Below are 23723 nucleotides of genomic sequence, written 5' to 3'. Positions count from 1 at the left end.
TTATGCAAACCATTGAAGCCCGTTTTGAAATTGTTACGCCGATGTTTATCGGTGGGGGCAATCCTGACGAAGTTGAGTTACGCCCCCCATCAATTAAGGGGGCATTGCGGTTTTGGTGGCGGGCATTGCATTGGGGGCAGTGTTTGGGCATTCAGAATAACAACATCAGCGATGCTTTAACGTTATTGCATGAGCGGGAAGCGGCCTTATTTGGTGCGGCGGCTAATGACGATAAATATGGTCAGGGTAAGCTACAAATCAGATTGACGCTGGAAGAAAATCTCAGGGAATATCCTCGGCCAACTAACCTTCCGAGTGGACAAGCTTATTTGCTTGGGCAAGGGCTTTATCATTTCGATAATGGGCTTCTGAAGAAAGCGTTGGACGCCAATCAACATTTTACCATTCACCTGAAACTGGCTAATGATGTTAAACCCGAACCTGTTTTAAACACGCTGTTAATTTGGGGCTTGTTGGGCGGGCTGGGTAGCCGGTCAAGAAAAGGCTGGGGTTCGGTTGCGATTCGCTCCCTTATCTATAAAAAAAGCCTGGGCGAAGATGGCCGGGCAATTGAGGTCCCCGACACGACCAACACCTATAAAACAAAAGTTCAAGAATTATTGATGGATTTAGCGCCCTGTTTGCCGCCGTTTACGGCATTTTCAAAAAAAACGCGGATTGATTTATCTAAAATAGGAAACAACGCGTTAACGTTATTAGGCGGGATAGGTCAAGAAATGCAGATGTACCGTAGTTACGGAAGACGCGACCGACAAGGTAATCATGTTGTAGGAAATCAGCCTGCGGAACAAAACTTTGGCAACGATCACGATCTGATTTTAGATTTTTTTGGTCACAGAAGCATTACTACCCATCCTGAGCGGGTGATATTCGGCTTGCCTCATAACTACTTTTTTTCAAATGGGGCTAAAGTTGATGTTCACGCGGTAGATGCGACTACCGGTTCAGAGCATCGGCGGTCATCACCACTTTTTATTCATATCCACAAATTTACTTCAGGTGACTGTATTGCCGTCCAGAGTTTGTTAAAAGCCAATTTTTTACCCGCTACTGACAAAATTCAGTTAAAGGCAAAAACAGCGCTCAATTTGGCTTGTTCAGTTGATTGGAACGTCATCAATCAGTATTTAGACCGATTTAATACTAAGGAAACCATTATATGAGCAACCGCTATTTTCATTTTACCTTAGGCCCCGTACAAAGCTTTGTTGCCCAAGCACGGCGGACACGCGATTTTTGGGCAGGGTCTTTTTTGTTGTCTTGGTTGTCGGCGGTGGCGATACAGGCGGTTAAGGCCCAAGGCGGCAAAGTCAGTTTCCCCATCCCTGACGGCAATTATTTATGCTGGTTGCGCGAAGGTAACAACAAACATGCCCCCGCGCCGCAACAAGGCTGTATCCCCAACCGATTTAAAGGTTTGGTCGCCACAGTCCCGGCTGATTTTAATGCCCAGGAAGTGGCCGAAAGCGTGCAATTGGCTTGGCAAGGTTTGGCGGAAGCGGTTTGGCAACAGGATTTAAGCCATTGCACACCACAAACCCGTGTTATTTGGGACAGGCAAGTTAAGTGTTTTTGGGAAATTAGCTGGGCTTTAACTGCCGACGGCACAGAAAGCAATTTATTGGACCGGCGCAAAAACTGGCGCTCCTACCTGCCCCCCGAAGAGGCGGGCGTAAAGTGCATGATGATGGACGGTTGGCAAGAATTATCGGGCATCAACACACCGAATGAAAAAGGGCTGGCTTTGTTTTGGCAAGGCTTGCGGAATAAAGGCGGTTCTTTAAAAACCGATTTACGCGAACATGAATACCTGTGCGCGGTCGCTTATATCAAACGGCGTTTTTCCCGATGTTTTGCCAATTTATCCCAAGCCATGCCCAACGGCTGGGTGGCGCATGGTTGGCAGGTCAATTCATCCGTGCCGTCGGTGAGTTATATGGCGGCCGCGCCTTGGTTGGCTAACGTGTTGGCAGTTGCGCCAGAGCAAGAATTGTCAGCGTTTCATAACGCCGCCAAGGTGTTGACGCAAAATTGTTATGGCGAATATGACACCCGTTTGGCTTGCATTGATCAGGCCTTGATGAAACGGGGGGACAAAGGGCTGTTGTGGCAGGTGAAAAGCCTGGATGGGGATGTGTTTTTTGAAACGGCTTTGGACAATAAAAACCGTCATGAAGACCAAGCCCAAGCGCAAAAAGTCAAACACGCGCTTTGTGCGTTGCGCAATGCCGCCAATAAACAGTTAGCGGCAAATAATAGGCCGCTATTGGCGCCTGTCAGCCCGTTTTATGCCGTATTGATGATGGACGGTGATTCATTGGGCAGCCAAATGGGCCACACGGCTAAACAAGCAGCCATTAGCGAATCGTTAAATGCGTTCACTAGCGGCGTTGATCATGTTGTTAAGGGGCATAGCGGCTTTTTAATTTATGCGGGCGGTGATGATGTCTTGGCCTTATTGCCGGTAGAGTTTGCCATGGGCTGCGCTTATCAGTTGCGGCAATTGTATCTTGACTGCTTTGCAAAACACGGAAAAGGCAACGTAAGTTCCACGCTTTCCGGTGCCATTGAATACGCCCACATCAAAATGCCGTTAGGCAAAGTATTGGGCGATGCCCACCGTTTATTAGACGATGTCGCTAAGGACGGCTGTGGGCGCGATTCGATTGCCGTCCGGGTTTGGAAGCCTGGAGGACAGCATTTGCAATGGGCAAGGCCTTGGAAAAAAGCGGTTACCCATAACAAAGTCATTATTGATGAATTGGTGAAAGACTTTCAGAAAACAGAACAGGAAACGCCGTTTTCCAATTCGTTCTTCTTTAACGTCGAAGCGCGTTTTGCCATGCTGCAAACCAAAGACAAAAAGGGTGAATTAGCGTTAGCGGACGGTTTTGACACCCCCACCATTAAAAAATTGATAGCCGCAGAATACCTAAACTCAGGCATCGATAATAAAGGCATTACGTTCGCACAAGCCGAAGAACGCATCGGGCCATTGGTCACACAATGTATGCCTGTAAAACGTCTCTTTGAACAAGGTAAGGAGGGGGCGGAAGATAAAGAGGATTTTGAAGACGTAAACCAACTCAATATCGATGCCGCCCATTTCATCCGTTTTTTAGTGGGCAAAGGGGTTGGGCATGGTTAATTACAAAAAACAACAGGCAAAACAAGCGCGTAAAGCCAAAGCCCAACAAAAATCACCCCCGCCTTCCGTAACAACAGATGCGGCAAAACCAATGGTTTTTCAACCCTGCGGGGAGGGGGCAGTCAATTTGTCTTTCGCGCCTATCGACACTTGGTTTTTTAGGGAATCCCGTCCGCACGACGCGGCGGGCGCAAGCGAACTGAGCAGCCTATTCCCGCCCCCTGTGCGTACGTTAATGGGGGCAGTACGAAGTTTTTTAGGCGATAATCTTGGGGTTGATTGGCGGCAATTTAACCGCAATGGCGTATACACTGAACTGAAACAAGCCATAGGGGAGGGTGAATCGTTAGGCGCGTTATTCATTAACGGCGCGTGGGTGTGTAAAAACGGCCAACGCTTATACCCGGCGCCTGGCTATTTAATGCACAAGACCGATGAGTTTGTCCGCTTGCAAATAGGCGGTGTGGTGGAATGTGATTTGGGCAACGTCCGCTTACCCGAATTGCCGAAAGGCAAAGCGGGCTATAAAAACATGGAACAAACGTGGGTTACCCCCGCAGGCTGGCAAAAATTATTGCAAGGGGATGCGCCGACAAAAGAAGAGCTCGTTAAAGCAGAGGATTTATTTGGTAAGGAACCGCGCCTAGGGATTGCCCGCAATAATCAGACGCGTAGCGTGCTGGAAGGCAAACTTTATCAAACCCAACACTTGCGCTTAAAAAATGACGTGACTGTCGAGCTTGATGTCAAAGGTTTACATGAAAGTTTAGCTGAAAAATTACCCATCGCAAGCAAACACCAAATTTTGCGTTTAGGTGGCGAAGGGCGCATGGCGGTGTTGGCAAAAAATTCCCATTATGGGCAATTGCCCACGTTGACGGCCAATAAGCCCGATTGGCCGGCGAAAAAAATCATTGTCCACATTATCACGCCCGCCTATTTTGACGGGTTAATGTTCCCAAAAGGGTTTGATAAACGGGAGATTGGCGGGCAAACCGTTTGGCAAGGCACCCTGCTCGGTATAGAACTTATCATTGAAGCCGCCGTGATCGGTAAAGCGCATCGGGAAGGGGGATGGGATATGCAAAAACATCAGCCCCGTGCGGTTAAAAGTTATATTCCGGCGGGTAGTGCGTGGTTTTGCCGCATAGTGACGGAAATTTCAAATAAAGAATTGCTGGAAAAGTTACACGGCCAATCTATCGGTGCGGAAACCGAATGGGGGCGCGGACAAATTTTAATCGGCGTGTGGAATGACACGAAAATACAGGGGAAATAAATGATGGCGACGACAACAGCATTATTGGGTTTATGGGCGCAAACCAGCATCCACGCCGGGGCGGGCAGTTCAATAGACGGCATTGATTTACCCATCCAACGCGAAAGCCATAACGGTTGGCCTTGTGTGTTTGGCTCGTCAGTGAAAGGGGCTTTACGCGCGAAAGCGGAAGATTTATGGGGTAAAAATGACGGCGTGCGGTATTTGTTTGGCCCTGATTCTGACAGCGACAAAGCCTCGGAGCACGCAGGCGCCATAATGGTTAGCGATGCCCGCTTATTACTGCTGCCTGTGCGCTCATTAACAGGCCATTTTAAATGGGTGACGTGTCCCGCACTGCTAAAACGGCTACAAAACGATGCCAAATGCTTTGATGTGGCAATCAATGCTTTCATTGTCCCAAGCGTCTGCGTCTCAGCATTAGAGTCAGGCCTACAGCCACAAGCGGAAGGCGATTTATTTTTAGAAGAATATCGCCTGACAACCCAAAAATGCGGTGAATTAAACGGAATCGTCAACCTATTAAGTGGCTTGTCAGGCATTGAAGAAGCCGATTTAAGGGCGCAATTGGTGCTGGTCAGTGATGCCATGTTTACTTATTTGTGCCAATACGCCACCCCGGTCGCCGCCCATATTGCCATAGACAACACCACAAAAACGGTGAAAAAAGGTGCGTTGTGGTATGAAGAAACTTTGCCGCCAGAAACCGTGTTTTATCTGGCTTTAAAAGCGAGTGCGGTACGCGACCCTTCCGTTAGGGATGACAAAGGCGAAGACGTTAAAGGGAAATTTGAAAATCAGGCCGTTAAAGACAGCAAGGCGGAAGCGGTGCTCGCCAGTATCACCGACGTTTTGTTGGCTAAACCCTATCTGCAAATCGGCGGCAATGAAACGGTAGGCATGGGCTGGTGTAAAGTTCAAATCAGCAAAGGGGCTTAACATGGCACAAACCATACAACAGCAACGGGCAAAATACGCGCTAGAGTGTGTCACCGCATTGACAGGACAACACCATTTTACTAAAGAGCAGCAGAAAAATTTTATCAGTTATGCCAATAGCTTACCCGCAATGATCCATACCAACGGTTTGGGGCAAACCATGGCATTTCATAAAGCGAAAGGCAGCAACAACGCGCTGAATGAAACGGATGATAAGAAAAGGAGCTATAACGCCTTGTACAAAATCGTTTCCGATTGGCTTTGTAGGCCGCCGCAAGTCTATGAAAATTACGATGACGTATTAAAAGGCATTACTCAGGAACAGATACAAAGTTATCAACTGGCGCAAGCGGAAGCCTTGGTATTGATGTCTTGGGTGAAAAAATTTGCCAAAGCCTTTTTAGCCGAAGAGGAAAGCCAATCATGACAACGCCCTTATACCAAGATCATAACATGCCGGCCAAAAAACCAGAAAACGCGCATTCAGGCTTATGGTTCGAACGTTTTTTTAATCAATTTGATGACGACAACCATTGGCAAATCCGCAAACCGCTTAAGGGGAAAGACGGTAAAGAACACGACCCTAAAAAAGACTGGATCAATACGGTTACAGGCAAAATAGGCTCACAAAAACAGCTAAATGAATTTCAGCAACGTCAGCAAACATTAATCGCCGCCTTACAAGGCGAAAGCCATTGTTACAGCACCGACTGGCACTTCGTAACCGGCATGGGCAATCCACATCCCGTAGAAAATGGCTTTGCTTGGCATCCGACCTTAGCCGTACCCTATTTGGCGGGTTCGGCCGTAAAAGGTTTGGTTCGTGCCTGGGTAGAAATGAATGAGGACGGATTAAGTGCAGATGAAAACAAAGCCCTCTTAAAACGCTGGTTCGGCACCGAAGCTAAAGGGCAAGCGGCAGAACAAGCGGGGGATTTTATTTTCTTTGACGCCCTACCCGGCGAGCCGCCCGTGTTGTTGTGTGACATTATGACCCCGCACATGGGCAAATGGTACGAACAAGGTGATTCAGGCAGCTTAAATCCTAACGCCATTCCCGCCGATTGGCATGAACCGGTTCCCGTACCGTTTCTGGCGGTCAAAAAAGCGCCGTTCATTTTTAGCATTGCCGCCCGTAACCCGGACAAGCAACCCGATGATGTGAAGGAATTGGCGCGGGTTTTTGACGCGTTAAACAATGCCCTGCTTTGGTTAGGCGCAGGGGCGAAAACAGCGGCAGGCTATGGTTATATGACAGAGGATAAAAATTTTATCCTAGAACTGCAAGCCCAGAAAGACGCAGACGACCAAGCCGCACAATTCGCAGCCCTGACCGATGCCCAAAAATCCGTGTTTAAATTGGCACAAGACTACGGACAGGCCAAAGCCCATCCAAAAACGCAGCCTGTAGGCGGCCAATTAAACCAACTATTGACCCAGACCATTAACCAATCTGGCGGTTGGCCCAGCGAAGACAGACAAGCCTTATGGGCGCTCGGCACCAAAATCAACGAAACGCTTTGGAACAACAAAAATGTCAAAAACCGATTAAAGACGTTACAAGGCTGACATCATATCCCCGACAACCCATTTCTGCCCATGTTATCACACCAGGAGAACACCAAATGCCCAAAGGCCTGATCAAAAACCGGTGCGGCAACAAAAGCAGCGGCTGGCATTGCCGATTGAAAGCCAGGCAACAACACAAGCGCCTTGCCCAAGGACTATCATGACAGGGCTCAGCTTCCACCGTTACCAATTCAACTTTACCCTAGACACCCCGTTGCACTTGGATTTTTATGCCGGTTCGCTGTTGCGCGGCGTGTTTGGTCACGCCTTACGGAAAGTCAGTTGCATGACCAAACTCAACGTGTGCGCCGAATGCCCTTTATACCGCACCTGCCCTTACCCCACCGTTTTTGAAAGCCCCCCACCCTTGCACCACAACCTGCAAAAGTTTAGCCAGATACCCAACCCGTATCTGCTGGAACCGCCAGCCTTGGGCCATAAGGCCTACAAAGCGGGTGAGGCGCTAAGTTTTTCGATGGTATTGATCGGCCCCGCCATCGCCCAACTGCCTTTGATTATTTTTGCCTGGCAACAGGCCTTTGCCCAAGGGGTCGGCAAATACCAAAGCACCGCACGGCTAAAGGCGGTAAGCGTAGTGGACACGCAAAACCGCCACCACCTTGTCTATGACCCGCAAACACAACCGTCCATGCAAGCCCACGCCCCCGTTCATATACCGGCATTGGCCGGGCAAGAAACACTGGCCCTCGCCTTCCTCACCCCCTTACATATCCAAAAGCAAGGCAAAGTGTTGGCGGACAATATGACCGCCAAAGATTTTTTAATGGCCCTAATACGGCGGCACTACCTTTTGCATGAGTTTTACGGAAACAACTATCAAGCCCCGCCGTTTTCAGCGCTTGCCGCCCACGCCGAAACGATACGCAGCCAAACGGCATTCCATTGGTGCCATTGGCAACGCTATTCCAATAGGCAACAACAAAAGATGCGCTTTGATGGCGTGTTAGGGCAGATAAGCTTAAGCGGCGACTTGCGGCCTTTCTTGCCCATGCTGCAAGCCGGGCAGTGGCTACACATTGGCAACAAAACCACGTTTGGCATGGGGCGTTATCAAATCAGCTGACAGATTTATCACTATCAACAATAGCCCCGTTGGTGTGAGGCACATCGGACCGTTTTACCATCGTGTTGGGTTGAAACCGGCCCCAGTGGCGTTTTTAGGAAAAAATGACCCCATGCAACCCGTTAATTTTTTTGTTAGAATGGCCTTACCGTATGGTTTTTTTGAGTTAACTGAAAAAGCCAAAAACGGTCTCCTAAAAGTGCCCAATAACATATTGATATATTTATTAAATATGGTGCTAATGGGGTTTGATAGGCATCCCTGTACCGAAGGGATTAAGACGAACTGCCCATCTTAAACACAAAGTCTGTTCCGTTTGATAGGCATCCCTGTACCGAAGGGATTAAGACCAGGCTCATCACTTCCTATTTACCAAGTTTTTTTTGTTTGATAGGCATCCCTGTACCGAAGGGATTAAGACGGTTTAAGATATAGATGTTGTCCAGGTTCTGTCGCAAATATTTACAAGAGCCGAGCCTGGCCTGATTGGCGGGCAAAACTAGCCCGCCAAATTGATAAATTGCTGGTAAGCGGGAAGTGTCTTCCCGGCGAGTTGCCCTTTGCGGATCATATGGGCGGTTTCGATCCCATCGAGGGTGGCTTGGGCGGAACGGAAAGCTTTGAACCCCAACATTGGCCCGGTTATCTTTTTGATGAACCGGTGATCCTGTTCCACCCGGTTATTGAGGTATTTGACTTGGCAAATGTCGACCATCAGGCAAAGCAGGCCTGCCAGCACCAGCAAGACGTTGATGTTTTCCAATCCGGCCAGGTTGGCGCCGCTTTTGTCCATGACCACTTTTTCGGGCAGGCCATTGCCATCAATGGCTTGCCTGAAGAAGGCGGTGGCCGCCGCTTCGTCACGGCGTTCGGACAGCATAAAGTCTATGATACTCCCCATATTTTAGACCAGCAGTTAAGATAGAAAGCCTTACCCAAAAAGGCAAACTAAACTATGGCAAATGTACGCAAGAACCACACAACGGAATTTAAAGCCAAAGTGGCCGTTGAGGCGATCCGCCAACAAAAAACGGTTAACGAGCTGACCACCGAATACGGTGTCCACGCCAGCCAGATCAACCTCTGGAAAAAGCAGGCGTTGGCGGTGATCCCGGAAGCCTTCAGCGGGAAAAAGGAAAAGGCACGGGACAACCAGCAACAGGACATTGACGAGCTGCACCGTCAGATAGGCCAGCTCATCGCCGAACGGGACTGGCTGAAAAAAAAGTCCTCGGCCAACCATTAGCGGCAAAGCAACTAGGGATTGACCCGCAAGACCCACAGTTCAGTGTTCGGCAACAATGCGGCCTGCTGGGGTTGAACCGTTCGTCCCTTTACTACCAACCAGCGGGTGAAAACCAGGAAAACCTGGCGCTGATGCGGCTGTTGGACGAACAATACACCCGGACACCCTGTTATGGGGTATTGAAAATGGTGGCGCATTTGCGCAACCTGGGTCATGTGGTGAACGCCAAGCGAGTCAGGCGTTTGCTGCGGAAGATGGGGCTGGAGGCGGTGTACCAGAAACCCAACACCAGCCAGCGGAACCCGGAACATAAAGTCTACCCCTACCTGTTGCGCGGACTGGTGATTGACCGTTGCGACCAAGTGTGGAGCACCGATATCACCTATATCCGGCTGGCATCAGGCTTTGTCTACCTGATGGCGGTGATTGACTGGTACAGCCGGTACGTCCTGGGCTGGGCGTTGAGCACCACCTTGGATGCGGATTTCTGCATTGAAGCCGTCGGCAATATAACCGAACGCCAGCAATGCGACATCTTCAACACCGACCAAGGTTCGCAGTTCACCACGCCCCGTTTTACCCAGCCGCTGCTGGACAAAGGCATAAAGGTCAGCATGGACGGGCGTGGTCGGGCATTGGACAATATTTTTGTCGAGCGGCTCTGGCGGACGGTCAAGTATGAGCATGTGTACTTGCAGGATAGGCACACCGTCCAAGAAACGTGGGTAGGACTGAGGGATTTCTTCCACTTTTACAACCATGAACGGCTGCATCAATCATTGGGCTATCGGACACCCGCTGACGTGTATTTAGCCAGGCGTTATGAAAAATATGAAAAAGATGAAACAACCCATTTTTATCAGCCGGCTTCTATCTTAATCTTATGAGATTTTGGTCTAGACAATGGGGAGTACCTTAGCCAACGGTGTCGCCAAACTTGTCGACCGCACGATACAGGTAAACCCATTCGCCTTTGATTTTGATATACGTCTCGTCCATGCGCCAAGAGCCGGCCACCGTCCGTTTGCGGCTTTTTGCCGCCAGGGCGATCAATGGAGAATAACGGACAACCCAGCGGTTCAGGGTCGTATGGTCCACTGTGACACCGCGCTCTGCTAAAATCTCTTCCAGATCACGGTAGGAAACGCCATACCGGACATAGAAGAAAACCGCGTACAGGATAACGTTTTTCGGATAGTGGGCGCCTTTAAAGCTGATCTTCATAGTCTGGCAACGAAAATGAGCGGATTATCCCCCAAAATTGGAAAGTTTGCGACAGAACCTTAAAAGTGGCATCGGCAACTATCCAGCCGTTAGCATCTGGATGTTCGTCCCAAACTTTGACAATTCCATCCGTAACTTTTAAAACTTCATCATACTCATCTTTGAGAGCACAGATTAATAGTACATCAACTGAATCGCTTACTTTTGATGAAGAATTTTTCATAACAGTTAAACCATTAGCCCGTAGATAAGGTTGAATAAATTATTTTGTGGTTTTTTGCGAATATTGATTAATTAATTGCTCAATCGCTTGCAAATCAGGGTTATGTACACGAATTTCTCTCAACTCTTTAACTAAATCACCTAATCCATTTTTTAAAGCCCCTTGGTTAGCCATACTAGCCGCTTCTTGCCAGCGGACTGTGGGTGTACCGCCAGAAGTAAGTTGTTTCTTCTTTCCACCAGCGCGTTCCCAAATACTATCCAATTCATCGGGTGCGATATTTGCACCTAAGTCTGCAACTACTCTAATAAGCCTATCTCTATCAAGATGACTTGGACTGCGGCTAACATGATTAAACGACAGCCAAATACTTTGTAATATAGAAAGCAAATCTTGGCAACTGTCTACAGCAAGCCCCAATTCGTAAGTTTTATTTCTTTTATATAAATCAAAGAGCTTATCAGCTGCACGTTTCCATCGATTGCTAGACACTGCTTTACCAATCACCGTTGCTGTAGCCGTATCCCAATCTCTTCCCGAATAACATGAAAGCCAAGTGACCACTTCCTGCTCATCCAGAGACACACGCCAAGACAAGAGCGCGGCAAACAGTTTTACGGATGGGCGGTTTTTGCGGGCTTTGCTGACAACGGCTGTTAATAATTTCGGTTCTGGCATGGCGACAGTTTGTCCGGCATTGCATTGGCCAATCAGAATATCCGCCACGTTAGGTAGCAATGCCGTGCTCCCATCAACACTGAGCTTACCCCAAAGCTCTGCTCGTCTAGGATGGTAGAAAACCAACTCCGCCAAATCAACTGCTAATTTTGCAATTAATGCGAGTGGTTCGTCACCTGCCAACACTGCATCTAATAGCTCATTGCCCAATATTTCCTGATTGGCATTTGCTGGCCAAAGTATGCCGCCCGCACTGACATGCGCCGCCCAAAGTTTGCGCCAAGCTGAATGCACAACATCCAAACCTTGTAATAACTCCGGTTCTTTGGCGGTACGTTGGGCGACTAACGAAATAAATTGTTGATTTGGGTTGGCAATGGCCTCTTCAATAACCGCCAAGCCTGATAAATGCTCGACCAAGTAAGCCAATCCAGGTAACGGATCGCCAGTAAATATGCGTTGGGCTTGGAAAGCGTCATGGGCTGAAAACAAGTTTTCCGTCGTCCAAGCGTGTAGGCATGACCAGCCACGTTCTATGGTTTGCGCCCTGATTTGCTGTAACTCGGCATCGGATAAGGCAACGTTAGAAGTAGCTGCCAGCAAACCTGTTTCAAGCTTTTCAGTTGCGGGCAGAATCACTTTAAGCACTTGCGTACAGTTTGCCAGACTTAACCAATGTAGCGCAGCTTTCGCCCAACGCTTATCAGGATTAGCCAAGCCTTCGGAAAGGGCGTTCTGCACCGCGTCTTGCCACCAAATTTCCGCGCGGTTAGGAGAGAGTTTTTCCAGCAATTTAGCGGATTCTGGGGTGGAAAGCGTGGGTGCGTTTTGGCTAGTCCATCGTAAAAGTGCGGATTTTGGTAGATATGCTTCGGGTAAGGCGGAACCCAGATTGGCTAGAGACATTACCCATGTTGCTGAGCCATTGGCAAAACCAGCAGAAAACATTTGCAAGGCCTCTGTTTTTAGATCAAAGGCTGAATCTGGACTTGAAGCCAAAAATGAAAGAATTCGCAATAAATCCAATGCTTGCTGAGGGTTTGCTTGTTTTCGTATCCTTTCCAAATGGTCTGCGGCATTAGCAACTAAATCAAGCTCTTTTAAATTAGCTGATTGGAAATTACATGATGTCAGGATGACATCAAAAATTGAGTCATCATGCCCAACCAACCAAGCTGCCGCACGATTTGTAATGTTTGATGTGGGATTAATCTTAACCAATTGGTGTGTAGACCATTCCTGTGAGCGTGTAACTGGTATGCAAAAAAGCCACGGCAATTCAATGTAATCAAAACCTTGAGAGGGGCTAAGCGCAATTCTAGCAGAAAAATTTCTCCGCGCTTCCGGCCAAAGCCGTAGCCAAAGATCAGCAATAATACTCGGCCAAATATCTAAGCCTAAAACCACAGGTGGTTGTTCTGTAGTTTGTGATATTAACGCTTTTACGACAGCTTGTAATACATCTATGGATACGGGAAGTATTACCTCGCCATCAGATAAGGCTCCCAATATAGGACGTAAATCATCTATATTGCCTACTTCATCCAATGGCCATAATGCCACTTCACTTTTTACCATGCCCGGACGAGATTCTTTGGTATCAGGCACAGTCCACCATAAAGCCCACCAATCCCCTAAGGGTTCACACCCAACAGAAGGCCACCAAATATCTCCTGGAGCAGGGTTACCTGGTCTATCAGTTAAGCCAATTAATTGATAAGGCAATACTGTTGGGTCGCCCTCCCAAGCCAATAGCTCATGACCCTTATTCTTTACACCATAACTTGCACGCAACGGTTTCATGGCGTTTCCAACAACCAAGCCAATGGGCGGCTTAAGTCGGAATCCGGTTCACCACCTTCAGGGGCAACTACCCAACCTTGGTTTTCAGGGCCATCTATAAAGTCTTCATTATTGCTGTCTTTTTCCAAACGGCAACCTAGTGCAGAGAGCCCCCATACGCTTAAAGAATCGGTAGCCCACACACTGTTTATAAAAGCTGACAGCATGGGCAGTCTTTTAGCTAACACGTTTGGCGGTGGTTCATCATTAGCTTCGATCTCATCGTAGCAAGACAGCAAAACTGCCAGCCGGGGTGCATGAAGCCGCTCAACAGTTCCCAACCCTGCGACTTGCAACAATATTTGTAACAACTCCACCCATCTGGCGTTAGCATCCCAATTGCTCGCCCTTGCATTACTGTCGCAGCTATGTTTAGCCCGTTCTGTCAGTTGGTCAAGGGCATCGAGGTAAACTGTTTCAGTCTGTAACTGGATAAGTAACAGCCAGCCATCCGCATTGATTAACCGTTGTCGCCACTCTTCGGGTACTTCGCGTCGTTCAAAAACAATTTTGATTTGTTCACCGCCGTAGTCTGGCCAGCGCAAATCTAATGCGTTGCCTAGTTTGTCAATAAGTGGTAATAACACCTCGACCCAAGTGCCTGCTGTTGTATGATTGGCGGCACGACCACTTGATAAACAGCGAAAAACCTCTTCAAATGGACTCAGGTCAGTTGGTGTACCTTGATCTTGGCGTAATTGCAATAAACCAGAACAACGACGTAATCGCCCATAAAGCTGTCCAGCATAATGGGTTTTTCCGCTATTGGGGCCACCTAGCAAAACTATTTCAGGCTTATGCATAATGGCCTCGGTAAGCCGCAAAAGCTTGATGTTGAATAATTGGCTCAACGATTGGTTTGGCTTGCATACCTGTCCATGCAGGCGAAAGTACAGACTCAAGCGCCTTCATAAGTGATTCGGGGCGATTACTGCTTGAGCTAACTTCATTGGCGTGCGGAATTTGTTTGTCCAAGGTTGCACGAATGGAATTACGTATTTTATCGTTAGGTTCATAGTCATCTTTTGCCCAAACCAATGTCGTAGGTCGGTTCTTGACATGGTTGCTCAAGCGTTCCAAAAGTTCACGTAAGCCATCTCTAGCAACTCCCCGTTCAGAACCAGAAAGCCGTTGACAATCAGCAACCACCAAAAACGCATCGGCTCTGTCAACCACCCATCGAGCACCTTCTGCATCAGGAGCTTCTTCTTTAATCGCCCAACGGTTAAACCATTCACCCGGTGCATCGGTTAATAACACATCCCTAAATTCATCATTTTTACGGCGCAGCGCGAGATGTAAAATCCCAGGAACTCTACTTATGCCACGTTCGGTATGAGGAGGGAAAGAAGGCGTTCTGGCAGGATCATCAAAACGAGTCCAAGCTGCCAGAGATTCCCAAGCACCTAAAGTACGCGAGCCCGCAAACTGCGCATCTGCCAATAATCGGCCTTGCATAAGCTTTAAATAATTGCCGAGTAACAACGTCGTCTTGCCTGCATCATGAGGGCCTATAACGCCAATTAAAATAGATCGCCCACGTGGGGTTAGGTTGGCAATATCCGTTAAACCTAAGGTGCTTCCCGACCAAGGTACCCGTGCCGAGACTTGGGAATATGGTGAAGGTTTGGTTTTGACTTCTACGTCAGAATAACCCTGTTTCCAAGCCAAGCACTCGGTATGGAGTATTTCACCTAAAACACATGTTATTCCCCTATGAGCGTTACAACTTGTATTGGAGCATTTTAGGTTCATTGAATACTCCCCGCCAATTGCACGGCTTGTTCTTGCCGAAACAAGGCATGGGCGAATTTGGGTAAGCTTAGTTCAAATTCGCCGCTGGCTCCGGTGCGTTTGATGGCGGCAGCAATATCGAAGGTCGGGTTTGCCAGTACTAACACTACTAAATCACGCAAGCTTAAGCGGCCTATTTCGGGTGGCGGGATAAATGTTTCCAGCCAAGTCTTGGGTAATTTGGTGCGGTTTTTGGCCAGTGCTGCCAATAAATCTTGTAGCGTCAGTTTACGGTCAAATCCGGCTTCGGGCAGGCGGTTGACAGCTTCAGCAAGCAAATAGCCGACGCTGGCGGGGGTAGGTTTGGTGACTTCGTTAAGCAGGTCTATTGCCATTACCACGGTAGCGATGGCTTGGGGTAGTTCCCGATAGCTGCAAGTTAAGGAGGATGAATAGAGTGCTTCTGACCACCAGAGGGCGTTTAGGCAAATTTGTCCGGCTTGTTGGGTTTTGATAACCCAGTGTTGTTGAGATGTTAATGCCTTGTTTACTGATTCACTGAGTTCGATTAGATTATTTTGTAGCTGTTGATTGGTTTCTGTTTGAGATTCATGTAAGCCATCATGTAATGCTTCAGAGCAGCCATTAATTTCAGTTGTAAGTATATGGGCCATATTCTCATGAAAACCATTATATTGTACACCATGATAACTATTATTACTAAATGATGTTCTTATTGTATTTATTAATGAATCTTGGTCAACTTTATACAATTCATGAGTTGTAAGTTCAATTGGTTCCAATTTTCCAATAGTTGCTTGCAAATAATTTTTGGAAGGCGTTGTAAGGCCAATAAGCGCATTTTCCTCTGAACGTCTTGCCCATACCTCCAGCATCTGAAGCACCACTGCTTCCTCTTTCCCCAACCGCAACATTGGCAACGTATTCGCAACCGTCAGCCAAAGAATAGCTACCTTGGTGTAATCATCCGTAGCTTGGTTGCAAGCTTCCAATAAGATCGCACGCAATAAATTAACTGGCCTGTCGGTATGTACCGAACGCATGGTTGGCCATTGGCCAATTAACGCCTGTTCTGCTTGGACAATTGCCGGATCATCAGGAGGTATATTGGGATCAAGCGCCGCTAAAATAGCGCGAATCAATAATGGAGGCTGCTCGCGCAGTTCTTGGGCAATCGCTTCGGCGGCTTTTTCCATTTTGGTAAAGCGGTCATCGTTGCCATCCAGTTTATCAATCAGTCCAGCGTTCAACAGTTGAGTCAACAAGTCCGTCATGCAAAGCCTCCAAGGCATTGGTTTAAGTGTGTTAGTTTAATTTCAGTGCGGCAAGGTAATTTTGTAGGGTCGGGTTAGCCGGCAAGTCCACCAATGCTTCTGCCAAAATGTCTTCCCGCCTTGCCGCCGCACCTTGCGTACTGGCTTGCCAAAGCCGTTGCCATAAATCACGCGGATTAGGAATGTTCTCAACTTGGCTCGCTTTACCGCCTGCCCGTTGCCACAAAGCACGGGCATCACGGACATCGGGGTATTGCTCCGCCAGCACTTCGATAAGATCACGCGGGATACCGGATAAGTCAGGTAATGAAGGGCTAGATGCCGCCAAAATACCAGTGTTTCTGCTTGCTCGGTTAGGTAACAAGCCTTCGCCATCGCGTAATAGCGCGATCAAACACTCCGCCGATGCCCTTGCCGCAAATGGCCGATAACGGTCATCTTTGAACGCATCGCCAAAGTCGGAGACACCTTTTGCCACCAGCACAGGGATGTCATGAATATCACCCAATGCCCCTAGCGAACTGGCTTCCATTTCTATGCCCAGCACTTTGCGCATGGAGTCGGCGAGGCGGTCAAAAAGTTTGGGGTCTTCGGTGACGGTTGCACCTGTGGTGATAGGTGCGGTATGAATGTTAAAGCTGGCTGGTTTTGGTAGGCCGAGCGGATGGAGCAGTTGCAGTTCTTCAGCCCGTTTGCGGCCTGTCTCAGTTAAAACCAGTGGTTTTTCTAACCACGTTTTTTGCCATAAACGTTTTAAAACTTCGCTCCAATCGGGGCATTCTTTGTGGCAATCAGGGTGTAGGCTAGGGTTGCTGTCGTCTGCTAACCGTCTTAATAAAACCCAATCTTCTTGATATTCGTAGGACAATTGAGGGCGTAACGTCAGCCAATCAGTATCTGGAGTGATGTTGAAATGTTGCATCCGTTGCACCCAAAGCGTTGAAGGCCGATATTGCAGCATATCGCCTTGAAAGCGTTGCTCACCGTTTTCAATCGTTGTTTTGCCCACATCATAAGACCACAGTCGTTCGGCGAATATCACATCGCCTAAATCCACCTTGCCACGTCGTCCCGCGCAAATGCCGCTCATGGCAATACAACTGGCTGGATTGTCGTTAATCAGTTTGCTGGCAAAGGCTTGGACTTGTTCGCGTCCCATATAGCTGGCATGGGTAGCACGAATGGTTAGCGGATTACCGGATGGGGTGGCAAAACTGGCATCGGCAACTAGCCAGCCGTTAGCGTCTGAATGTTCGTGCCAAGGGTTAACAAGACCATTTGTCACTTGTAGAACTTGGTCGTATTCGTCTTTGAGGGCGCAAATGAGCATGACGTCAATAGGTTGCTTAGATGTGGGATTTGTAGCAAGTTGGGAAGATTTATTCATGAATGATTCGTTTAGGCCTCGTATACATTGAAGATAACTGATTTTACGGACTCATTCCCCTATAAGGGTAAATGGGCTATCTTCATCACTACCCATAAGATAAAAGAAATTTTTAAGTTTGGTCGATTGTCAATATTATGACCTGACGCTAAGTAATAATTATTTTATTTAAAGATTCTTTCGATTATTCTATGTAATCGTTTTAGTTATGTCAATGAATGTGCTTGATTGCTTGTTATAGTCTTATTGGCTATACTTGAAACCATGAAAAATAATCACTTAGAAAACTTTATTCCGAATGGGCTTGACCATTTAAGCCGCGCACAAAGGGAGCGTTTGGCCTACATTGAATTCCGCCTGTATTTCCTTGGGGAAGCGCGGCGCCAGGATTTAATCCAACGGTTTGGGACAGCGCCTGCCGTCGCCACCAGGGACTTTGCCCAATACCGGGACACCTTCCCGGAAAACATCAATTTCGACAGCAAAACTAAACGCTATGTGTTGGGGGATGGTTTCACGGCGGCGTTCCGACACGCTTCGGAGCGGGTGTTAACGGCCTTATCACAAGGTTTTGGTGAGGGCGGGTCTAGCATGGGCGCTTTGCTGGCTTGCGAACTTCCGCTGACGTTAAATAACCCGTCCATCGACATCCTCGCGCCGGTCACACGGGCTATCTATAATAAAAAAGCCGTCCGCATGGAATATAAATCGTTCACCAGCGGGGCGACCGTCCGTGAAATCATTCCGTTCGCCTTAGTCAATGATGGCCTCCGTTGGCATGTCCGTGCGTATGACCGGAAATCCTCCGAGTTCCGTGACTTTGTCCTTACCAGGATGTTGGCAACCACGTCGGTTGACAATAGCCCCATTGAAAGCCATGAGCTACCTGGGGCGGATATACAATGGAACCGGATAGTGGAACTGGACTTGGTACCGCACCCAAACCAGGAACATTCCCAAATTATTGAAGGCGACTATGGCATGATAGCGGGGGTGTTGCGGATAAATGTCAGGGCGGCCACCGCCGGCTATGTGCTTCGGCATTGGCTTGTCGATTGTTCGCCAAACCACCGCCTTAAAGGCAATGAATATCGGCTTTGGCTTAGGAACCACCTTGCCTTATATAACGTATCAAGCGCAGTGTTTGCGCCTGGGTACGAGGCACCGTTATAGCTTTAACAGAGCCGTCCGAAAAACGGATGGGGATTACATGATGGGCAATTTTTTGAACACACTGTGAACGCTTATTACAACGCAGAAATTTCCGCCGGTTCCCTGATGCCCCTAGAAAGCCGCCGTATCGCGGCATTTTTATTGGGCCGTCCTGATGATAAGGCCTGGAAACAGGCTTTAGTTGACGATAACCTCTTGCAAAAGAAAGCGCCGGCCACGGCGTTACGCCAGGCCGGTTTGATCAGAAAACGCCTGAAGACGCTTGATGACACCGGTTGGGATATGATCGCCCATCGGGAAAAAGAGGTGAGCATCCAACTTTTATTGGTTGCCGCCGCCAAGCACAGCCAATTGCTGGCCGATTATATAAGGGACGTTTATATCGGCCATCAACGCCGGTTAGATTTGGCGCTATCCCCGCTGGATTGGGACGGCTTCTTAAGCGAATGCCGGCATAGGGACCCGTCCGTGGCGCACTGGTCGGCCGCAACACAAGCCAAATTATTCCAGGTTATCCGCCGTATCCTGGCCGAAGCCAACTATCTTGAAAATTCCGGCAGCATGAAACTGACCCCGCAATCTTTACATCCCGATGTCCGGCATTACCTGTCGGCCCATGGCGACACCACCCTAATCGGACTCTTGGAGCGGGTTTGATGGCATTGACTTTTGAAGAACGGCTCAATCAAATCCTGCCGAAAATTGCCTCCGATGACTTCTTAAACAGCAAAGGCCTCGGCAATGAAATTGGCTTTTGGATTTTTGACTATCCGCCCGAACGCGAACTGGACATGCGGGATTTTCTGACCCGGACGGTGATCGCCCGGCTGAACAAGTCACAACCGCCCATCCGTGCGGCAGCCGTTAACTTATTTGACCTCGTGATCCAAGTGCTTGAGGAACGCAAGCTGCTCGACAAGGCTATCGAAATGCAGCGCACTAAAGGTGACGATGCCATCCTGTCCGCCTTACGCCCCGTGCTTAAGGAAGACAAATTGGCGCAGAAAATCGTGGCGATGGCCGGTCTGGACAACTGCGACGTGCTGATCCTGTGGGGCGTCGGTAGCGCGTACCCCCTGCTGAGGACGCACACCTTGCTGTCGGCGCTGCATCCCTTAATGGGCAGGACACCGTTACTGATGTTTTACCCTGGCCGTTACGACGGCTATTCATTGCGCCTGTTCAACAAACTGTCCGAAGACCATTACTACCGTGCCTTCAGGTTGATACCTGAAGCGCAATAACACCGCCGCCAATAGAGAAAAGAGCCCGATGGAAATAAAGGAACTGTTCACCAAGCCGATTGACCGCCCGATCAATGGGGTCATCAAGGCCGACCAATTGGATGCGGAAAGCATCTGGCAGGAATTGGAAGAGTACGTCGTCACCCAACAGCTCACCGAATACTTCCGTAAATTCTTCGACGCTTACTTGGCCGCCGCCGAACAGCCCAAAGACCCGACCATTACCGCCCGGATGGGCGTTTGGGTTTCTGGGTTCTTCGGCTCAGGGAAATCCCATTACATCAAAATCCTCTCCTACTTGTTGGAAAACCGTGAGGCGGTTGACCCCAACACCGGCGACCGGAAAAAAGCGGCGGATTTCTTTGACGGACAGAAAATCAAAGACCCGTTGCTGCTGGCCGACATCCATAGGGCCATTAAAGGGACTGCCGATGTCATCCTGTTTAATATCGATGCCAAAGCGGATGCCAAATCCGAACGCGACGCCATTGTCCAAGTGTTTCTGCGGGTGTTTAACGAAAAGCTGGGGCTGTGTGGCGATGCCCCGCATATCGCGGAAATGGAGCGTTACCTGATCGCCAAAGGGGCTTACGGCACCTTCAAAACCGTCTTCCAAAGCCAAAACGGCAATGCCTGGGAACAGGAACGCGATGCGGTGGACTTCCTGCGTGATGACGTGGTCGCCGCCTTGGCGCAAGCCCTCAACATGACGGAAGCATCCGCCGGACGTTGGTTTGACAACGCCCGTGACAGCTACCGCATCAACATTGAAGGCTTGGCAAAGTTGGTGCGTGAGTATTTGGACAGCAAACCCGACGGCCACCGGGTCATTTTTCTGGCCGATGAAGTCGGGCAGTTTATCGGCGACAACACCCAACTGATGCTCAGCCTGCAAACCATCGTCGAGCAGTTGGGCACGCTGTGCCAAGGACGCGCCTGGGTGATCGTCACCAGCCAGGAAGATATTGACGCCGCCATCGGCGGCACCAACAAAACCAAGTCCCAAGACTTTTCCAAAATCCAAGCCCGCTTCCATACCCGCTTGTCCTTGGCCAGCTCCAACACCGACGAAGTGATTGGCGAGCGTTTGCTGTCCAAAACCGAAGCCGCCCATATTGCCTTACGCGACATCTATGCCCAAAAAGGCGACATTATCAACAACCAACTGTCATTTCAGGGCAATGCCGCCCACCTGCGGGGCTTTAAGGATGCGGCGGAATTTGTCGCCTTTTATCCGTTTACCCCTTACCAATTCCAACTTTTACAAAAAATCTTCGAGTCGGTCCGCAAAGTGGGGGCGACCGGCAAACATTTGTCACGCGGCGAACGCTCCTTATTGGACGCTTTCCAGTCGGCGGCGGTGCAAAACGCCGGCAAGGCCATTAACGCCCTGATACCTTTGTATGACTTTTATCCGTCCATCGACAGCTTTATTGACAGCATCGCCAAAAAGTCGATTGACCAAGCCCCGGATAACCCGGCGCTGGAACCCTACGACACCCAATTGCTCAAGGCCTTGTTCCTGATCCGCTACATTTCAGAAACCATCAAGCCCACCATCGACAATTTGGCGACGCTGTGTCTTGAGGAAGTGGATGCCGACAAACTCAAGCTCAAACGCCGTATCCAAGAATCCTTGGCCCGGCTGGAGCAACAGCAACTGGTCAGCCGTAACGGCGACCACTGGTTTTTCCTGACCAATGAAGAGCGCGATGTCGCCAGGGAACTCGGCCATGTCGACGTGTCAGCCTCAGAACGGGCCCGTTTGCTGTCCGAACTGGTTTTCGAGGACATCCTCCGCAGCCAAACCAAAGTCCGCCACCGTGACACCAAAGGCGACTACGAATTTAACCGCCTGCTTGATGGTGCGCCGTGGAAAACCGCCCACCATGCCTTAACGCTGGAAATACTCACGCCCTTAGGCGATGACTATGAAAAGCTGTACGAGGCCACCTGTATATTACGCAGCAGCGAATCGGCAGGCCGGGCCATCTTGCGCATGGCCGAAGGCCAACGCCTTTATGAAGAGCTGACGCTGTACCTGCAAATTGAAAAATACATCATCAGCCCTAAGGCCGACCAGGCCACGCCGTCATTAAAACGCATCCTCGCTGACCGTAAGGATGAAAACCGCGAGCGGAAACTGCGCCTGACCGAACAGCTCGGCACACTGATGGTGACCGGGGATTTTTATGTGCTGGGGCAAAAACCCGATATTAAAGCCGGACTTAACCCGACTGGCTTGCTGGATGAACTGGGCAATTATTTGATCGGCAACACCTATTACAAACTGCCCTATCTCAAATACCGCACACCTGACCCCGTCGCCGAAATCAAAGCCGTCCTTGCCGGCGATGACATTAGGCCGCTGTTGCAGGATACCCAAAACGAAGAACTCAACCCGCTCGCGGTCAACGAACTGCGCCAATACCTGTTACTGGCGGCTTCAGAAAAGCGCGTGTTGCTGTCCGACCTCATCGACCGGTTTACCGGCATCCCGTGGGGCTGGAAACCGGAATGGGAGATTGTCTTGCTGGTCGCCCGGCTTTACATGGCGGGTGAGATCAAATTGATGCTCGAAGGCGCTGACATTGAACCCAAAGCGGCCATAGACCCGTTGATCAAAGCCGTCCGTTTTAAACAAGTCTCCCTGCTCAAACGAAAATCGGCGGATAGCGTCTCGCTCAAACGCGCACGCGACTTGCACCGTGAATTGTTTGCCAAACTGCCTAGGGAAGAAGAGGACGGCTTGGTCGCGGATATCCGTGACAGCTTCACGCTCTGGCAAAACGAACTCAAAAACACCAGCCATGTGGCGGCGGGGAAATATCATCCCGGCAAAACCGTCATTGACCAGGCCCTTGCCAAGATAGGCAAACAACTGGCGATCCGCGACAGTTACGAATTCATCGACACCTTCCTGGCGGGCAAAGACGATTGGCTGGATTTGCGGGAAGACAGCCACGATGTCACCAGCTTTTATAAAACCCAACTGACAACCTGGCAAACAATGCTCGACGCATTGGCTAATTTTGCCGACAACCACGAAGCCTTGCAGCAAGACAGTAACGCCGCCAACGCCCTCAAAGAGCTAAATCTCATCCGGGATAATCCGGCCCCATACGGCCAGATCAACCGTATCGCCCCTTTACTCGGCACGGTCGACGCGGTTAACGGGCGACTGGCGGACAGCGAACGGGAAAACGCCTTATTGGCCATTGGGGAGAAGCTGGCCGAAATTGACACCGCCCTGACGCAAGTGCAAGCGGATATGGCTTTGCGCAATAAGGCCTTATACCCGCTGCAACAGCTCAAAAGCAAAATTGCCGGATTGGCCAGCATCCCCCAAATCCGCTATCTGGGCGAACAGACCGGCACCTTATTGGATACGGCAATGGATAAGATTGCCGCCAGCCAAAAGCCGCCGCTGGTTGGCGATAAAGCGCCCGGCACGGCAACCGTCGGCAAACCCAGCAACCACACCGCGCCAAAACCTGTTAAAGTGCTTAATGCCCAAGCGCTGAGCGACAAAAGCTATCTGGAAACCGAAGCGGAAGTGGACGCTTACCTTGCCAAACTCAGGCAATCCCTGATGGCCATACTGCGGGAAGGCAAAAAAGCCCGGATTCAGTGAAAT

Annotated in this window: 18 protein-coding genes and 2 pseudogenes; 12 read left to right on the top strand and 8 right to left on the bottom strand. The window is 49.4% G+C overall.

What is annotated here, in order from left to right; all coding sequences use genetic code 11:
• Positions 1-2 precede the first annotated feature (2 nt).
• The 7 genes from cmr1 to cas6 all read left to right on the top strand — a co-directional run bounded on the left by cmr1 (position 3) and on the right by cas6 (position 8040).
• Complete coding sequence (gene cmr1, locus CEK71_RS10060; RefSeq protein WP_088619261.1) at positions 3-1184, top strand: type III-B CRISPR module RAMP protein Cmr1; 1182 nt, start codon at positions 3-5, stop codon at positions 1182-1184.
• On the top strand, positions 1181-3169 hold the full coding sequence (gene cas10, locus CEK71_RS10055) for a type III-B CRISPR-associated protein Cas10/Cmr2 (protein WP_088619260.1): 1989 nt from the start codon (positions 1181-1183) through the stop codon (positions 3167-3169). The genes cmr1 and cas10 overlap by 4 nt, the downstream gene beginning before the upstream one ends.
• The gene (locus tag CEK71_RS10050; protein ID WP_088619259.1) at positions 3162-4448 is read left to right on the top strand and encodes a type III-B CRISPR module-associated Cmr3 family protein; all 1287 of its coding nucleotides are present in this window, start codon (positions 3162-3164) and stop codon (positions 4446-4448) included. Before cas10 ends, CEK71_RS10050 begins: the two co-directional genes overlap by 8 nt.
• Entirely contained in the window at positions 4449-5387 is a 939-nt protein-coding gene (gene cmr4, locus CEK71_RS10045; protein WP_198328547.1) for a type III-B CRISPR module RAMP protein Cmr4, read from the top strand.
• 1 nt (position 5388) lies between these two features.
• Positions 5389-5814: a type III-B CRISPR module-associated protein Cmr5 gene (gene cmr5, locus CEK71_RS10040; protein WP_088619258.1), complete on the top strand. Its 426-nt coding sequence runs from the start codon at positions 5389-5391 to the stop codon at positions 5812-5814.
• The gene (cmr6, locus tag CEK71_RS10035) at positions 5811-6956 is read left to right on the top strand and encodes a type III-B CRISPR module RAMP protein Cmr6 (RefSeq protein WP_088619257.1); all 1146 of its coding nucleotides are present in this window, start codon (positions 5811-5813) and stop codon (positions 6954-6956) included. Before cmr5 ends, cmr6 begins: the two co-directional genes overlap by 4 nt.
• Positions 6957-7116: 160 nt before the next feature.
• On the top strand, positions 7117-8040 hold the full coding sequence (gene cas6, locus CEK71_RS10030; RefSeq protein ID WP_088619256.1) for a CRISPR system precrRNA processing endoribonuclease RAMP protein Cas6: 924 nt from the start codon (positions 7117-7119) through the stop codon (positions 8038-8040).
• 499 nt (positions 8041-8539) lie between these two features.
• On the opposite strand, the pseudogene CEK71_RS10025 reads toward cas6, so the two are convergent.
• Positions 8540-8938 (bottom strand): annotated as a pseudogene (locus tag CEK71_RS10025) (IS6 family transposase); the annotation flags it as partial.
• Between the two features lie 57 nt (positions 8939-8995).
• Between CEK71_RS10025 and CEK71_RS10020 the strand changes: the two are divergent.
• A protein-coding gene (locus CEK71_RS10020; protein WP_232463800.1) for an IS3 family transposase occupies positions 8996-10173 on the top strand; the annotation gives its coding sequence in 2 pieces (ribosomal slippage) (positions 8996-9269 and positions 9269-10173; 1179 coding nt in all).
• 34 nt (positions 10174-10207) lie between these two features.
• On the opposite strand, the pseudogene CEK71_RS10015 reads toward CEK71_RS10020, so the two are convergent.
• The 7 genes and pseudogenes from CEK71_RS10015 to CEK71_RS09985 all read right to left on the bottom strand — a co-directional run.
• Positions 10208-10510 (bottom strand): annotated as a pseudogene (locus tag CEK71_RS10015) (IS6 family transposase); the annotation flags it as partial.
• Positions 10494-10733 carry a hypothetical protein gene (locus CEK71_RS10010; protein WP_088619255.1) on the bottom strand — a complete coding sequence of 80 codons (240 nt, stop codon included), beginning with the start codon at positions 10731-10733 and terminating at the stop codon, positions 10494-10496. The pseudogene CEK71_RS10015 and the gene CEK71_RS10010, both read right to left, overlap by 17 nt.
• Positions 10734-10772: 39 nt before the next feature.
• Positions 10773-13214, bottom strand: coding sequence for a GAP1-N1 domain-containing protein (locus tag CEK71_RS22530; RefSeq protein ID WP_157679115.1), 2442 nt, complete (start codon positions 13212-13214; stop codon positions 10773-10775).
• On the bottom strand, positions 13211-14056 hold the full coding sequence (locus tag CEK71_RS10000; protein WP_088619253.1) for a TRAFAC clade GTPase domain-containing protein: 846 nt from the start codon (positions 14054-14056) through the stop codon (positions 13211-13213). The genes CEK71_RS22530 and CEK71_RS10000 overlap by 4 nt, the downstream gene beginning before the upstream one ends.
• On the bottom strand, positions 14049-14924 hold the full coding sequence (locus tag CEK71_RS09995; RefSeq protein ID WP_232463799.1) for a TRAFAC clade GTPase domain-containing protein: 876 nt from the start codon (positions 14922-14924) through the stop codon (positions 14049-14051). Before CEK71_RS09995 ends, CEK71_RS10000 begins: the two co-directional genes overlap by 8 nt.
• An 80-nt stretch (positions 14925-15004) precedes the next feature.
• The gene (locus CEK71_RS09990; RefSeq protein ID WP_088619251.1) at positions 15005-16282 is read right to left on the bottom strand and encodes a GTPase-associated system all-helical protein GASH; all 1278 of its coding nucleotides are present in this window, start codon (positions 16280-16282) and stop codon (positions 15005-15007) included.
• 31 nt (positions 16283-16313) lie between these two features.
• Positions 16314-17669, bottom strand: coding sequence for an effector-associated domain EAD1-containing protein (locus CEK71_RS09985; protein WP_088619250.1), 1356 nt, complete (start codon positions 17667-17669; stop codon positions 16314-16316).
• Positions 17670-17933: 264 nt separating this feature from the next.
• Here CEK71_RS09985 and CEK71_RS09980 point away from each other — a divergent pair, with 264 nt between their 5' ends.
• The 4 genes from CEK71_RS09980 to brxC all read left to right on the top strand — a co-directional run bounded on the left by CEK71_RS09980 (position 17934) and on the right by brxC (position 23720).
• The gene (locus tag CEK71_RS09980; protein WP_088619249.1) at positions 17934-18842 is read left to right on the top strand and encodes a WYL domain-containing transcriptional regulator; all 909 of its coding nucleotides are present in this window, start codon (positions 17934-17936) and stop codon (positions 18840-18842) included.
• A 63-nt stretch (positions 18843-18905) separates the two neighbouring features.
• Complete coding sequence (locus CEK71_RS09975; protein WP_198328545.1) at positions 18906-19499, top strand: DUF1819 family protein; 594 nt, start codon at positions 18906-18908, stop codon at positions 19497-19499.
• Positions 19499-20086 carry a DUF1788 domain-containing protein gene (locus CEK71_RS09970; protein WP_088619248.1) on the top strand — a complete coding sequence of 196 codons (588 nt, stop codon included), beginning with the start codon at positions 19499-19501 and terminating at the stop codon, positions 20084-20086. The genes CEK71_RS09975 and CEK71_RS09970 overlap by 1 nt, the downstream gene beginning before the upstream one ends.
• Positions 20087-20114: 28 nt before the next feature.
• Positions 20115-23720, top strand: coding sequence for a BREX system P-loop protein BrxC (gene brxC / locus CEK71_RS09965; protein WP_088619247.1), 3606 nt, complete (start codon positions 20115-20117; stop codon positions 23718-23720).
• Positions 23721-23723: the final 3 nt, after the last annotated feature.

This window comes from Methylovulum psychrotolerans (genome assembly GCF_002209385.1).
Classification (GTDB): domain Bacteria; phylum Pseudomonadota; class Gammaproteobacteria; order Methylococcales; family Methylomonadaceae; genus Methylovulum; species Methylovulum psychrotolerans.
Note: the sequence above shows the minus strand (reverse complement) of the source record. Positions and strands in the feature narration are given on the sequence as shown.

What these genes read in the sequence shown, in the direction of transcription:
- CEK71_RS09985 (WP_088619250.1), bottom strand. Translation starts at nt 17,669, where the DNA reads ATGAATAAATCTTCCCAACTTGCTACAAATCCCACATCTAAGCAACCT.
- CEK71_RS10010 (WP_088619255.1), bottom strand. Translation starts at nt 10,733, where the DNA reads ATGAAAAATTCTTCATCAAAAGTAAGCGATTCAGTTGATGTACTATTA.
- CEK71_RS09990 (WP_088619251.1), bottom strand. Translation starts at nt 16,282, where the DNA reads ATGACGGACTTGTTGACTCAACTGTTGAACGCTGGACTGATTGATAAA.
- cmr4 (WP_198328547.1), top strand. Translation starts at nt 4,449, where the DNA reads ATGATGGCGACGACAACAGCATTATTGGGTTTATGGGCGCAAACCAGC.
- CEK71_RS09970 (WP_088619248.1), top strand. Translation starts at nt 19,499, where the DNA reads ATGGCATTGACTTTTGAAGAACGGCTCAATCAAATCCTGCCGAAAATT.
- cmr5 (WP_088619258.1), top strand. Translation starts at nt 5,389, where the DNA reads ATGGCACAAACCATACAACAGCAACGGGCAAAATACGCGCTAGAGTGT.
- CEK71_RS22530 (WP_157679115.1), bottom strand. Translation starts at nt 13,214, where the DNA reads ATGAAACCGTTGCGTGCAAGTTATGGTGTAAAGAATAAGGGTCATGAG.
- CEK71_RS09980 (WP_088619249.1), top strand. Translation starts at nt 17,934, where the DNA reads ATGAAAAATAATCACTTAGAAAACTTTATTCCGAATGGGCTTGACCAT.
- cas6 (WP_088619256.1), top strand. Translation starts at nt 7,117, where the DNA reads ATGACAGGGCTCAGCTTCCACCGTTACCAATTCAACTTTACCCTAGAC.
- brxC (WP_088619247.1), top strand. Translation starts at nt 20,115, where the DNA reads ATGGAAATAAAGGAACTGTTCACCAAGCCGATTGACCGCCCGATCAAT.
- CEK71_RS10050 (WP_088619259.1), top strand. Translation starts at nt 3,162, where the DNA reads ATGGTTAATTACAAAAAACAACAGGCAAAACAAGCGCGTAAAGCCAAA.
- CEK71_RS10000 (WP_088619253.1), bottom strand. Translation starts at nt 14,056, where the DNA reads ATGCATAAGCCTGAAATAGTTTTGCTAGGTGGCCCCAATAGCGGAAAA.
- cmr6 (WP_088619257.1), top strand. Translation starts at nt 5,811, where the DNA reads ATGACAACGCCCTTATACCAAGATCATAACATGCCGGCCAAAAAACCA.
- cas10 (WP_088619260.1), top strand. Translation starts at nt 1,181, where the DNA reads ATGAGCAACCGCTATTTTCATTTTACCTTAGGCCCCGTACAAAGCTTT.
- cmr1 (WP_088619261.1), top strand. Translation starts at nt 3, where the DNA reads ATGCAAACCATTGAAGCCCGTTTTGAAATTGTTACGCCGATGTTTATC.